The following is a 12,764-nucleotide window of genomic DNA, read 5'->3' on the forward strand; positions in this document are numbered from 1 at the left end:
GTGCAGGACACGGTGGATCGATCGTCGCGTGCATCGGGGTCAGCGCAGGCTTATTCGCCACGCCTCGGGTCTGCCAGCGGATGCTCGCGCTCGTCGTTGATGTCTTGCATCAGCGCGCGGGTGGCGTCGTCCTCGCCCCAGCGTCTGGTAAAAGTCGCCAGGCGCGCCAGCGCCTTGTCATAGGCGCGTGCGCGGCGCAGTTTCTGCACTGCAGCGCCAGTATCGGTCCAGGCCCTGGCGCGCTGCTCGGCGCGCGTGCAATCGGCCGCCGCCTTGTTCAGCGACGACTGCACCTGGCGCAACTGCTCGGACGTGGCGCGGGTGCCGCGCAAGGCAATCAGTTCATCTTGCGCGTCGCGCGCCTTGCATTCGACCGCCAGCGACACCGCGCGTTCCATGCGGCGCTCGATACGGCTGCCTTCAGGCTTGACCACGGTCCAGACCACCCCCAGCAGCACCAGCGCGGCGACCCACGAGCGCAGGCGCACCGGGGGCCGCTGCGGCGGGCGCGCCGGCAGCGGCGCGGCGCGGACTCCCGGCGGCGGCGGTATGCCGGGTCCGGCCCCGCTAGCGGTGGCGGGCGGCGGCGTGGCCGGGACGGCCGGTGCCGAGGGCGGTGGCGCCGAGGTGGGCGCGCTGGAGACGGCAGGCGCGCCAGGAGCGACTGCAGCGACCGCAGCGGCCGCAGCGGCGACCGGCTGGACGGCAGGCGGCGCTGGCGCCGGGCGTGGCGCCAGCGGCGGCGGCTTGTCCAGCAGCGGCGGCGCGGTGACGGTCCGCTGCGCTACCTGCTGGGCAGTGCCGCACCAGGGACAAAAGTTCACCCGCCTCGGCATCAGGCGTGCGCAATGGGGGCCGATGCAGCGGTGGAGCGTGTCGTCTTGCACCATACCGTCCTTCATTCAGGATCCGGGATGGCGTTATCCACGTCATCCGGATCGGGAATCAAGTGATCAAACACCATTGCCAGTTCTGGCAGCGCGCCGACGGTGCTCCACTTGTCGGTTTTCGGGTTCCAGGCCATGCTCCAGGCGCGGGTCGCCGCATCGACCTCGCCGCGCGCCGCCAACTGGACGATCTCGTCGACCGTGAACGGACCGCGCTGGGCGCCCTGCATGAACAGCTTGTAGCGCGGCTGGTCCGCCGGTTGGGGGTCGTGACCGATCCGGGGCTTGGCCAGGTCGACCGCCGCTGCAGCCGGCGCTGCCAGCGCCCGGGCGGCGCCTTCCTCGCTCATGAGGTAGGCCGGCAGGATCACGCGCTTGTCCACCGGACGCTCGACTTCCCAGCTGTAGGCATCAAGGCTGGAGTCGGGCACCGTTTCGGTCCATTGCCCGATACTGGCCAGCGCGGCCTCGATTTTCACCGGCGCCAGCGATGGGTCGAGCGCGGCGGCGCGGCGAATCCACTCGTCGTAGAGGCGCCGCGCGGTGATGTTCGGCAGCGAGGGCGACGGCAGCTGGGCGCCGGTTTCGTCGACTTCGAGCCGCGGCTCGTACACGCGCAGCTGGTAGTGACGCATCAGCGCCGCCAGCAGCAGCAACTGGTGCGCACCAGCATTGGCCAGGCGATGTCGCACCGCGTTGATCACTCCGTCGCGGTAATACGGCGGCAAGCCGTTGGAGCGGACCGCGAATTCGTTGCCGATCTGGAGCCACTCGCCCGAGCCCGGCTCGACCTCGAACAGGTATTGTCCGCGCGGCTGGAAACTCGCCTCGCGGTCGCCCAGGTCTGGCTTGCGGCGGATGACGCCGAGCGCGATCGCCTGCAGGAACCATTCGTAGTCGTCGGCCAGGCGATTGAGTTCGTCCATCGATGGCGACAGCGGATGGCGAAAGCGGGTGGCGTCGAAATGCAGGTGGGTCGGGATCTTCGGGTTCTCGATCTGGTACGAGGCGCGCCAGGTCGGCAGCCCGCGCAGCACCGTCATCGGATAGCCCGACAGCTCGATATAGCAAACCGCCTTGCCCGCAATGCCCGTGTTGACCACGGATAGCAAGTCGCCATGGAAGTGGCCGGTCGGCACCGCCGCGCGTAGTTCGGCCTCCATCTTGCGCCAGGCGCCGGCGTCGCCGACGCCGATGAAGCATTTGAACTGGTCGGCGGCAGGCGTGAATTCGGCCGAGAAGCGCGCATTCACCCAGGGCATCGCACTACGGATCCATTCGGCAAATACACGCTGGCGCTCTGGCGGGCTCATGCTTGATAAGCGTTCCAGCAGCGGGTCGACCGGCTCGGGCTGCTCGAGCTCCTGGCTGGTCAGCTGCAACTGCGCCCGGCGAAACAGCTTGAGCAGCAGGTCGGCGCGCAGGCGCTCGTCGCCCAGCTGCGGGAACAGCCGCGCCGAGCCGCCGAATTCGAGCAGCACTTCTTCGCTCCAGGCGCCGACGTCGCCACTGAGGCGTAACGGCGGCGGCAGCACGTCGGCGGCCAGCTTGATATAGGTCGCATGTTCCTGGCGCGCATCGGCGCGCAGCTGGCTGATGCGCTGGTCGGCCGCTGCCAGCATGGCCTGGACCTGACGCCGGCCCTCCTGGAATTCGCCGGCGATGCCGCTCCATTGGGCCTGGCCCTGCTCGTCGGTGCTCTGGGGCTCGCCCAGCCAGGCCGACATGTTGCGCATTACTTCGATCGACTGGTTGGCCGCCACCGCCAGCAGGTGGAAGCGCAGGTAGTCGGCCAGGTCGCGCTTGAGGTGGTTCATTACTTCGCGTGCCTGCGGCTCCTTGCCGAACATGCGGTTCGACGCCTGCGACAGGTTATTGAGCGACTCTTCCACCTGGCGGGTGCGCAGCGCATCGCGGATGTCGCGGTAGCGCCGTCCATTGCGCTCGGCATTGGCCAGGTCGCGCTGCGACAGGCGCGCCTTGACCTGCTCCAGCAGCGACAGCACGAATTCGAGACCGCCCTGCTTGCGGTCGTCTAGCAGCGCGTAGAGCCGCTCGCGCACTTTATGTTTCAGTTCGCCACTGAGTTCCCCGGTCCTGCGCTTGATGCGGTCTTCGCTGGTCTCGGCGGTGGCGCCGGCTTCGCGGATCGCGTCGCGTTCGAGTTGCGGCAGCAGTTCGGCCACCTGCTCGCGCCACTGCCTGATGTCATACGAGGCCATGATGCGGTCGACCTCGAGCTGCACCTTGCTCTCGACGCGCTCGAGCAGCGAGCGCCCGTCCTTGTCGAGCAGGAGGGTGCTGGTCAGCGCGTATTCGGGGAACGGCGTGACGTCCACGGTGCCCTTGCGAAAGTCCGGAAAGGCATCGAACGGGCGCTCGCCCATGTCCATCTGCTCGCGCATGAAGGTGTCGCGTTCGCCGTCGCCGGCGCGGCGCGCGGCGCTGACGCCGTCGCGCGCGCCGCCCTTGCCGTCGGTACCGACCAGCCCAAAGAAGGCCTTTACCATCAAGCCGGCCAGTTCATAGGCGCGGATATCGTCGCGCAGGCTCTGCTGGGTATCGAGCACGGCCTGGCCAAAGGCCGAATAGACCTTGGAATAAGACAGGCGCATGTCGCCGAAACGCTGCTCGGGCACGCGCGGGTTATAGGGCCCCAGCTTGTGCTGCTGCTGGTTGACCGCCACCGAGCGCTTGCGGTTGGCAAAGTCGGCCGAGGCAAAATCTTCGAACAGGGTGTCGGCTACCATCTGGTAGAGGTCCTTGACGTCGAGCGTGGCCTTGTTGGCGAGATTGGCGGTGTCGACGAAATACACGTCATCGAACGGAGCACCCTTGCCCGCGATGCTGTCCGGGTCCATCCACTGCACCTGCGCATTCATGTCGCGCATCGCGGTTTCGAGTTCCATCAGGGTGGCATAGGCGTTCGCCTCGGTGCGCTCCTTGTTGGCCTTGGCAAAGCCGCCCGGCATGAACATCACCAGGTCGACCTGGCTGTCCGACACCTCTTGCCGGGCGATGGCCTTCGACAGCCAGCCCAGGTCGATGGCACTGCCGGCGCCGGTGCCGCCGGCACACGAGGCGATGACGACGATGCGGAACTTCGAGGTGTCCACCTGCAGGCCGAGGCGCTGGTAGTTTTCCTTGCGTTCGATACCGGCATTACTGCTCAAAAAATTGAGTGCGCCCTTGATGCGTCCGCGCAGCTTGGGATATTTGTCGTACAAGTATAGGCGCGCCAGCGCGCGGATCTGGCCGGCGCCCTTCGAAGGATCGATGCCGAGCGAGCGCAGCTTCTTGGGCCGCAGCGGCATCCAGCTTTCGATCAGCGGAAAGCGCGCCAGGCTGTCGTCAGACTCGTGGTATTGCGGCAAATCGAGCGGCTCGACCAGGCGCTCTTCTTCGGTGAGTTTCACCAGTTCGTACCAGGGGTCGGTGCGCTGCGACTTGCCTTCGTCGATCACGGCATTGTTGTCGAGGTCGAAGTGCAGGAAGCGCGCCACCGGGAAGTCGCCGATCGATTCGACGCGGGTCGGGTGGTGCCGGTTCCAGACCGCCGACAGGATGCGGCGGCGGATGCGCATCATGACTTCCATGCCGGTGCCGCCGGCGCCGATGAACAGCGTCGGGCGCAGGTCGACCTTGAGCTCGGATTTGGCGTTCACGCCGGGATTGAGGCTAGCAGGAGTAGGAAATTCAGCCATGGCATAGTTCTTTCAATGATCTTAACGACGGCCGACGAACAGGGCCGCGACCAGCGCGATCAGGCCTACCGCCACCAGCGGGCCGGTAACGGCGAAGGTCAGGAATTGGCTGGCATTAATGATCGCCAGTACTGCGGCCGCCGATAAAAAGGCCAGGCCCACGAACAGCATCCAGCCGGCGCTGCCCGCCGACGACGGCGCCACGCGCCGCACGACCAGGTGGTGCACATACGCGTTACGCACGAAGAAATACACCACCAGCAGCACCACGAACACCAGCGCGCCGATGGCCAGGTCGCGCGTCGAGGTGTCGGTCACGGGTGCCGGTGCACCAGTGGTGCCGGACACCACTTCGACCGGGCGGCCGGCGCGATCCGACCCGGCATCGGGCGTGGCCTCGGGCAGCCCGTCGCGCGAGCCAGTCGATTCGTCGGGCAGCTTGAATCCCGGGTCGGCCTGGGATGGTGTCGATGGAGACTGGTTTGCCTGCATGGTTCGGTTTCCTTTGTTGTTGTTGTCTAGCGGCCGAGCCGTACCTGCGCGCCTTCGCGCACATCAAGCAGCTGGTGGCCGAACAGGGTGGTCTTGAGCTGCGCCACCTGGGCGCCTGCCTTGTCGTAGATGGGTTGGACCGTGCCGGGCCGGGCGCGCATGGTGCGCGGCTCGTCCTCGACGGTGAGCTGGGCTAGCCGCGGCCGGCCGTAAGCCCAGGCTGCGGCGCCAAGCGCCGCCAGCAGCGCCGCCGCAAGGCCGCCCAGCACTGCCAGCGGCGCCATGCCGTAATGCACGCGCACCTCCAGGGGCAGCACCGCGCGCGATGCCTGCACGGTGCTGGGCGGCGTGAAGATGTCGGGTAGCGGGTCGCCCGGGAACAGCGCGGCCATGCGCTGGCGGAAATCCTGCGACAGCGCCAGTTTCTGCTTCGCCAGGCGCAGTTCGATCTGTCCTGGCAGCACATAGGCCGACCCGGCCGATTTGAGCGCCGCCATCGACCATTTGTCGGGCAGCTGGGCGACCGGCAGCTGCATGGTCGAGCCCAGCGGCACCGGCCTGCCCGGCGCCAGCTGGTCCACGCGGCTGCTGGCCAGCACGATCTTGCGGTCTTCGCCGGCCAGTATCGAACGCGCGCTAAGCTCGGCCGAGGTGATGGTGTACGGGTACATCGCGTTTTCGAGCTGCCATCGGATGCTCGCCTGCGGCGTGCGGGCATCTGGATCGACGTCGGCGCGCAGCGTTCCGCCGGGCGCCTGCGAAAACGCCACGCCGGGCGCGTTTTCCACCTGCGCGGGGCTCAAGCGCACGGTATCGCGGTCGAGCGGCTTGAGGCGGGCCGGCCGCTCGGTGATCACGCTGGCCACGCGCCCCGACGCTAGCAGCGCGTCGAGCGCACGTTCGCCGGGCGCGCCGACCGCAAAAGCGTAGACCATGAGCCCGTTGGCGCTGTAATGCCTGCCCTGCACCGGCATGCGCAGCGCAAAGGCCACCACCTTGTCGATTGCCGCGCCGCGGTGGATCAGTTGGTAGAACTCGCGGTTGCGGGCGGCAGTGGCCTGGTCGTTATTGGGGCTGTTGCGGTTGTTCGTCACCAGCCAGACGATGCCCGGTTTGCCGCCCAGCGCGCTGACGATCGCAGCCTGCACGGCTTCGCCCAGGTCGGTATCGGCCAGTGCGGCGCTGCCCGGCTTGCGCGCCACTTCGAGGCCGGCCAGCGCCTGGTCGACGCGGCTGCGCACTGCCTTCGGCTCGGCTTTGAACGACAATAACGCCCGCGGTGAAGGGGCATTCGGCATGGACTGGTTAAAGGCCGCCAGCACCAGCGCGTCGCCGGGCTGCACCACGGCCCCGGCCAGCGCACCGACCAGCGGCTTGAACTGCGAGGCCGGATCGGTATAGAACGGCTCCATCCAGCCCGAGTTCTGCACCAGAAAAACGTGGGCGGTGGCGGACGGCGCCGCGCCAGCCGGCAGCGCCGCGCACAGCAGCAGCAAGGCCGCGGCGAGCGATCGGCATGCGGCGCCCATCACGCCGGCTCTTCCAAGCGCCAGCCGCGGATCTGGTTCCAGTCCGGATGGTGCAGCCACAAACAGCCGGCGTAAACAAAGGGCAGGCAGTCGAGGGGCCGCGACAGGCGAACCACTTCGTCCAGGATGACATTGCGCCGGCCAATCCATTCGACCGTGGTACGGGGCAGCACACGCGCTTCGAGCGCATCTTCGGCGCGCCCGGTGTATTTGTGAAACCGCAGCACCAGCCCGCTTGGCTGGCTACGGTTGTTATTAAAGCCGCGCAGCAGCGGCAGCACCAGCGTATCGTCCTGGTTCGGGTCTTCGACATGCTCGCCGGACCAGGGCTCGTCGAGGACCGGGTGGCCGCGCCGGAACAAGAAGTTGGCAAAACCCAGGCGTGCACCGTCGATCGGCGCACTTTCGGGCCGGTCGGCGCCCAGTTCAAGGAAGGAATAGCCCTGGCCGTCGTGGCCGATCTGCCACAGGCGGCCATCGCGGCTCTGGGTCGGGCCGCCGAAATCGAGGCGCGGCTGCCAGCCCGGCGGCCACGGCGTGAACAGCGGCGGCGCGCCCGGACGCCAGGCTAGCTGGCCCTGTTGGTGCAGCCAGAACAGCCGGCCGTCGTAGCCGATCGGGCGCGACCAGCCGGCCCGGGGCAGGTCGGGGCAGGCGTATTCTTCGATCTCGAGCAGGTCGCTGCGCGCGCTCCACAGGCGCACCGTGCCATTCATATCGGCAGCGGGCCCGATCAGGCAGGCGATGTGGCGGCGCATGGCGCCGGGCGCGGCCACCAGCGGCGCCTCGAGTACCGGTTCGGTGCGGTAGGTTTCGCTGACCGGGTTGATCCACAGGCGCTGCAGGCCGCTGCTGGTGGGCACGATCGCCACCTCGCCGCGGCGCGGTTCGAGCACCGGCAGCCAGGCATAGGCAGAGGCGGTAAAGGCCAGGCTGGCGGCGCCATCGTCGGGCGTCATCACATGCCACAACCCGGCCAGCGGATCCCAGTATTGCAGCACGCCGCGCGTGTGCGCCAGCGCCAGCAGGCGCTGCTCGGGAAAACCGTAATGGGACGCCGCGAACACGCACTGCGCGTTGGGCGGCGCCGGCAGGGCCAGGTCGGGGCGGCCGACGTGGGGCGCGGCCGGACGCTCCTCGAGGCTGTCGCCCAGCGCCAGCGAGGTCACCGGCAAACCATGCGGAACATGCCGCGGCAGCTGGGCATCCATGCCCGGCCCCCACCAACCGGGCTGGCGCGCAGGCGTCCCCGGCAGCCGCAGCAGGCTGCGGCCGCAGTGCGGGCAAAAGGCGAACCCTTCGGGAAAGATCGGTGCGCAGTCGCAGGCGACCGGCAGCGAGGCGCCGAGCAGATGGGCGACGTCGGGCAGACGGCCCCGGGCGTGGTCACGCCAGTCGATGCGGCCCAGCCCTTCGGTGGCCAGCAATGCGAACTCTCCGCTGCGCTCGTCTTCCTGCCAGACGCTGGCAGGGGTTTCCCATCGGTGGTTCATTGTCCTCGGCTTGCCTCGTGTTGTCGACGTCGTTGATCGTCCAGGCTCGGGTTGCAGGACGATCCAGGTAACTGTCCAGCCTCCGGGCCGGTACAGGATGTTGTTGTTGCTCAAATCATAGCAATGCCTACTGTCGCGCGTCGCCCTGTACACGGGGTAGCGCACCATGACACTTTCGGGATCAATAAACAAGCCAATTGGCCGCCGGCGCGAGGAACTTTTGCCTGGCATACGTATAATGGCTGCCCCTCTCCTGCTCTTCCGGCCAGACATGCACGCCATCGACACCACCGAATTTCCGCACCCCGGCGCCCTGCCGCTAGAGGCCATCGATGCCGCCACCGGGCACCTGCGCGATGTGCTGGCACATGCCCTGGAACACGGTCCGGCGCAGGCCGCGCTGGTGGTGCACGACGCGCGCACCCCCTTGTCGCGCGCGCTGTTTGAAGCGTATCGCCGCAACCTGCCAGACGCGCTCTTCATCGACTTCGACACCGCAACCCCGGAGGCGGTGCTGGCGGCCTTTCGGGCGATGGCGCCGCATGACCTGGTGGTGCTGGTGCAGTCGACCAATTTCCGCCTCGACGGCTTTCGCATCCGGGTCGAGCTGTTCAAGCTGGGGCTGAAGGTCATCGAGCACGTTCACCTGTCGCGCATGCCGGGCGCGCAATCGGAACACTATATCGAGGCACTGGCCTATGACCGGGCCTACTTCCGCGGCGTGGGGCACGCGCTCAAGGCGCGCATCGACGCGGCGCCGCATGCGCGCGTGCTCGGCGGCGGCGACACCCTGTACTTTACTTCGCCGCTGGAGCCGGCCAAGCTCAATATCGGCGACTACAGCGGCATGCACAATGTCGGCGGCCAGTTTCCGATTGGCGAAGTGTTTACCGAAGCGCGCGAGCTCGAAGCGGTGCACGGGCGGGTGCAGGTGCATGTCTTTGGCGATACCGCCTACCGCAGCAACCGGCCCGACGTCCCGGTCACGCTGGTCATCGAACGCGGACGCGTGGTGGCAACCGAGAACGCCACGCCGGCTTTCCAGCAGGTGCTCGACAATATCGCGGCTGACGAGGGCGAGGTGTGGGTGCGCGAACTGGGCTTCGGGATGAACCGCGCGTTCACGCGCGAGCGCCGGGTCGACGATATCGGCACCTATGAACGCATGTGCGGCATCCACCTGTCGCTCGGCGCCAAGCATGGCGTGTACCAGAAGCCTGGCTTCAAGCGCAAGGACGCGCGCTATCACATCGATGTATTCGCGGTGACCGACGCGGTGTACCTGGGCAAAGAGCGTGTCTACGCCGATGGCGCATGGATCTGCGCCATCGACGCGCCCGCTCAGGTTACCGGGATCCAGCCGCCCTTGTAGAGCACCGGCCCGCTCGGGCCGTTCGGGTCGGGCGAGCCGCCTTTCGGTTCGAGGCTGACCGCCAGCAGCGCCACGTCGGCGCCGATCCCCTGCGCGGTGAGCGCCAGGGTAAGCGGCTGCCCGCTACCCTGCTCGCCAGGTTCGAGCAGGCCGAGCGAACGCGGCTTGCCTTGCTGCGGAATCGCCCACAACTGCAGCACCTGGCCGGGACCGATCGGCGCGCTTGCCACCAGGCGCACCGTAAGCAGCTTGCGTTCGCGGTCGGCGGTGACGAGCAAGGCGGCCTGCGCCTTGTCGTCGAGCAGGGTGGCGATATCGCTCACGGCCGGTTCCGGCGCGCGCTGCATGACAGTCACCAGCAGCAGCGCCGCCGACATGCTCGTGGCCAGCCCCAGTCCACGCCAGAAGCCGAGCGATCCATGACGCCAGAACTGCCAGGCCGGCGCCGCTGGCTGCAGCCCGAGCCGGGCCTGGATCGCGCGCCAGACCTGCTGGCGCGGCGCGGCCGCCGGAACGAATTCTGCCATGGCACCGATCCGGTCGCGCCATTCGGCGACCGTGCGCCGCAGCGCCGCATCGCCATGCATCAGGCCTTCGAAGCGGCGCCGCGCCCGACCCCGCAGGGTGCCGAGTACATACTCGGCAGCCAGCTGCTCGCGCAAGGGTTCATTGTCGCGCAGGTTCATCCCGTCTTCCTTCCATTCAGGCAGGCGTGCAGCCGGGTCAGGCTGCGCCGGATCCAGGTCTTGACGGTCCCCAGCGGCAGCGCCAGCTCGCGCGCCACCTCGCTATGCGACAGATCCTGGAAAAAAGCCAGTCCGACCGCGTTGCGGTGGGTTTCCTCGAGCGCCGCCATGCAAGCGGCCAGGGCTTTTGCCTCGCTGCTCACCTGCAAGAGGTCGGCCGGGTTCGCTGCCGGATCGCGCAGGGTTGCCAGCACCGCGTCGTCCAGCTCAGCGCTGCCGAGCTCGAGCTCGTGGCGGTGGCGCCGCAGCACATCGAACGACTTGTTGCGCACGATCGTCGACATCCATGCCATGGGCGCCGACATGCCCTCTTGGTAGTCGCGCGCATGGTGCCAGATCGAGACGAAACTTTCCTGCAGCGCTTCCTCGGCCAGCTCGCGCCGGCGCAGGATATGCAGGGCCAGGCCGTACAGCCGGGCCGAACTTGCTTGATATAAGTTTTCAAAAGCACAAGCGTCGTTCATCGCGGCGCCACGAATCCAGCCGTTGAGTTCTAATGAATTTGGCAAATTTGCCGATTGGGCCATAATTGCTTTCGATGCACGGTGGAAAGTTACCGAAATTGCCGGGATGGAACAGTGAATTTATCACATTCGTCTTATCTCGATAAATTTCAAATAATTTGAATCCGAACATGCACGCGCTGCGTATACGTTGTACCAGGCAGTGAAAAATGGTGAAGAACGCATCAAAAAACAATGACCTCCCCGCGAGGGGATTACAAATCAGAGGAGATTCACATGCAATTCGGTAAGAAAAAACAACTATGGGCCGCAGCCCTCGCGTCGGGCGCAGCCCTGGCAGCGTTTTCCCTGCCTGCGGCGGCGTCGAGCCACCGCGAAGCACCGTTCCTGACCAACGCGCCCAAGGTCGACGGCACCGACTTCTACATGTTCCGCAGCTACGCACCAGGCCGCGAAGGCTTCGTGACGATGATCGCGAACTACATTCCGTTCCAGGATCCACAGGGTGGACCGAACTTCTACCAGTTCGACAACAACGCCCTGTACGAGATCCACCTGGATAACAACGGCGACGCGAAAGAAGACATTTCTTTCCAGTTCCGCTTCAAGAGCACCTCCAAGCGCACCGCCCTGAACATCGGCGGCAAGCAGGTGCTCATCCCCCTGATCAACTCGAACACCATCAGCGGCGTCAACCCGGCTTCGCTCAACGTGCGCGAAACCTATACCATCGACATGGTCAAGGGCGATCGCCGTACCGGCACCCGTACCCGCCTGGCTGGTAGTGGCGGCGCAACAGAATTCGACAAGCCGGTGGACAATATCGGCGAGAAGACCTTCGGCGGCGCGAATGGCTACGAGACCTATGCCAACCAGCATATCTATGACGTCGCCATTCCGGGCTGCGGCACCGGCCGCGTGTTCGTCGGCCAGCGCAAGGAATCGTTCTATATCGCAGTCGGCAAGATCTTCGACCTGATCAACCTGAACCCGCTCGGCGCCGAAGTAAACGGCAACAAGAACGATCTCGAGAACAAGAACGTGAGCTCGATCGCGATCGAAGTGCCGATCAGCTGCGTGGTCGCCGCGGGCGAGCCGGTGATTGGCGGCTATGCCACCGCCAGCATGCGCCAGGGCCGCCTGATCAACCCGACGCCGGCCAGTGGCATCAACAATGCCGTGAAAGAAGGCGGCGCCTGGACCCAGGTCTCGCGTCTCGGCATGCCTCTGGTGAACGAAGTCATCATCGGCCTGGACGACAAGGACCGTTTCAACGCTTCCAAGCCGAAGGATGACGGACAGTTCATCAACTACGTCACCAATCCTTCGCTGCCGGCCATCATCGAGACGCTGTTCCCATCGGCCAAGGCACCGACCAACTTCCCGCGTAACGACCTGGTCACCGCCTTCCTCAAGGGCCTGCCGGGTGTTAACCAGCCGAAGAACGTCGTGGCTTCGGAAATGCTGCGCCTGAACACCGCTATCGCACCGACCGCGCTGGCCGCGCAGAACGCCATGGGCGTGGCAGGCGGCGACAACGCCGGCTTCCCGAACGGACGCCGTCCGGCCGATGACGTGACCGACATCGCGCTGCGCGTCTCGATGGGCGCCCTGTGCGCACTGACTGGCGCCAACGACGCTCTGGGCGTGGGCTGCAAGCCGGCCGATGCACCAGCCGGTGGCCTGGCGCTGACCGACGGCGTGCGCAAGACCGCGGTGAGCTACAAGCCGGCCTTCCCGTACCTGAATACGCCGCTGCCGGGCAACCAGTAAGCGCAAGGAGAATGCCATGACTTCAACTACTCCCCGCAAGCACGCGCGCAACGCCGCGCTGCTGCTGTCGGCCGCCCTGTTGCTGGTGGCCTGCGGCGGCAGCAGCGACAGCGACAATTCGACGACGCCGCCGCCAACCGGAGGCACCGTCGTGCCGCCGGTGGCGTCCACCGACACGTTCTTCGAGATCGTGCTGGCGCGCGTCAAGGCGCTGCTCGATAACGACGAACCGATCCAGATCGAAAACTTCACCGTGACCGCGCCTGAAACCACGGAACCGGAGCCGGTGCCGTCGAACTGATGC

The 12,764-nt window shown here is 66.7% G+C and carries 10 protein-coding genes; 3 read left to right on the top strand and 7 right to left on the bottom strand.

Translation table 11 applies throughout. The features are described from left to right. Window positions 1–50 precede the first annotated feature (50 nt). The 5 genes from NRS07_RS16275 to NRS07_RS16295 are packed head-to-tail and all read right to left on the bottom strand — an operon-like array spanning window position 51 to window position 8,105. On the bottom strand, window positions 51–902 hold the full coding sequence (locus NRS07_RS16275; protein ID WP_259208785.1) for a hypothetical protein: 852 nt from the start codon (window positions 900–902) through the stop codon (window positions 51–53). Beyond that, on the bottom strand, window positions 899–4,591 hold the full coding sequence (locus NRS07_RS16280) for a tubulin-like doman-containing protein (RefSeq protein WP_259208787.1): 3,693 nt from the start codon (window positions 4,589–4,591) through the stop codon (window positions 899–901). The genes NRS07_RS16275 and NRS07_RS16280 overlap by 4 nt, the downstream gene beginning before the upstream one ends. A gap of 21 nt (window positions 4,592–4,612) precedes the next feature. Beyond that, window positions 4,613–5,083, bottom strand: a complete 471-nt coding sequence (locus NRS07_RS16285) for a hypothetical protein (RefSeq protein ID WP_259208789.1) — start codon at window positions 5,081–5,083, stop codon at window positions 4,613–4,615. Between the two features lie 26 nt (window positions 5,084–5,109). Beyond that, a complete protein-coding gene (locus NRS07_RS16290; protein WP_259213301.1) occupies window positions 5,110–6,612 on the bottom strand; it encodes a hypothetical protein in 1,503 nt (500 codons plus the stop codon). Further along, window positions 6,612–8,105, bottom strand: a complete 1,494-nt coding sequence (locus NRS07_RS16295; RefSeq protein ID WP_259208790.1) for a hypothetical protein — start codon at window positions 8,103–8,105, stop codon at window positions 6,612–6,614. The genes NRS07_RS16290 and NRS07_RS16295 overlap by 1 nt, the downstream gene beginning before the upstream one ends. 271 nt (window positions 8,106–8,376) lie before the next feature. Between NRS07_RS16295 and NRS07_RS16300 the strand changes: the two genes are divergently transcribed. After that, window positions 8,377–9,477, top strand: coding sequence for a hypothetical protein (locus NRS07_RS16300; protein WP_259213307.1), 1,101 nt, complete (start codon window positions 8,377–8,379; stop codon window positions 9,475–9,477). Here NRS07_RS16300 and NRS07_RS16305 read toward each other — a convergent pair. Beyond that, complete coding sequence (locus NRS07_RS16305; RefSeq protein WP_259208791.1) at window positions 9,447–10,163, bottom strand: anti-sigma factor domain-containing protein; 717 nt, start codon at window positions 10,161–10,163, stop codon at window positions 9,447–9,449. The two genes, NRS07_RS16300 and NRS07_RS16305, sit on opposite strands and share 31 nt — an antisense overlap. Continuing rightward, window positions 10,160–10,687 (bottom strand): sigma-70 family RNA polymerase sigma factor, encoded by a 528-nt coding sequence (locus tag NRS07_RS16310; RefSeq protein WP_259208794.1) that lies wholly within the window; start codon window positions 10,685–10,687, stop codon window positions 10,160–10,162. The genes NRS07_RS16305 and NRS07_RS16310 overlap by 4 nt, the downstream gene beginning before the upstream one ends. A gap of 276 nt (window positions 10,688–10,963) precedes the next feature. Here NRS07_RS16310 and NRS07_RS16315 point away from each other — a divergent pair, with 276 nt between their 5' ends. Both NRS07_RS16315 and NRS07_RS16320 read left to right on the top strand, forming a co-directional pair. Further along, window positions 10,964–12,460, top strand: a complete 1,497-nt coding sequence (locus NRS07_RS16315; protein WP_259208796.1) for a DUF4331 domain-containing protein — start codon at window positions 10,964–10,966, stop codon at window positions 12,458–12,460. 16 nt (window positions 12,461–12,476) lie between these two features. Beyond that, a complete protein-coding gene (locus NRS07_RS16320) occupies window positions 12,477–12,761 on the top strand; it encodes a hypothetical protein (protein ID WP_259208797.1) in 285 nt (94 codons plus the stop codon). Window positions 12,762–12,764: the final 3 nt, after the last annotated feature.

It is taken from the genome of Massilia sp. H6 (assembly GCF_024802625.1).
GTDB lineage: Bacteria > Pseudomonadota > Gammaproteobacteria > Burkholderiales > Burkholderiaceae_D > Telluria.

What these genes read in the sequence shown, in the direction of transcription:
- NRS07_RS16275 (WP_259208785.1), bottom strand. Translation starts at nt 902, where the DNA reads ATGAAGGACGGTATGGTGCAAGACGACACGCTCCACCGCTGCATCGGC.
- NRS07_RS16280 (WP_259208787.1), bottom strand. Translation starts at nt 4,591, where the DNA reads ATGGCTGAATTTCCTACTCCTGCTAGCCTCAATCCCGGCGTGAACGCC.
- NRS07_RS16285 (WP_259208789.1), bottom strand. Translation starts at nt 5,083, where the DNA reads ATGCAGGCAAACCAGTCTCCATCGACACCATCCCAGGCCGACCCGGGA.
- NRS07_RS16290 (WP_259213301.1), bottom strand. Translation starts at nt 6,612, where the DNA reads ATGGGCGCCGCATGCCGATCGCTCGCCGCGGCCTTGCTGCTGCTGTGC.
- NRS07_RS16295 (WP_259208790.1), bottom strand. Translation starts at nt 8,105, where the DNA reads ATGAACCACCGATGGGAAACCCCTGCCAGCGTCTGGCAGGAAGACGAG.
- NRS07_RS16300 (WP_259213307.1), top strand. Translation starts at nt 8,377, where the DNA reads ATGCACGCCATCGACACCACCGAATTTCCGCACCCCGGCGCCCTGCCG.
- NRS07_RS16305 (WP_259208791.1), bottom strand. Translation starts at nt 10,163, where the DNA reads ATGAACCTGCGCGACAATGAACCCTTGCGCGAGCAGCTGGCTGCCGAG.
- NRS07_RS16310 (WP_259208794.1), bottom strand. Translation starts at nt 10,687, where the DNA reads ATGAACGACGCTTGTGCTTTTGAAAACTTATATCAAGCAAGTTCGGCC.
- NRS07_RS16315 (WP_259208796.1), top strand. Translation starts at nt 10,964, where the DNA reads ATGCAATTCGGTAAGAAAAAACAACTATGGGCCGCAGCCCTCGCGTCG.
- NRS07_RS16320 (WP_259208797.1), top strand. Translation starts at nt 12,477, where the DNA reads ATGACTTCAACTACTCCCCGCAAGCACGCGCGCAACGCCGCGCTGCTG.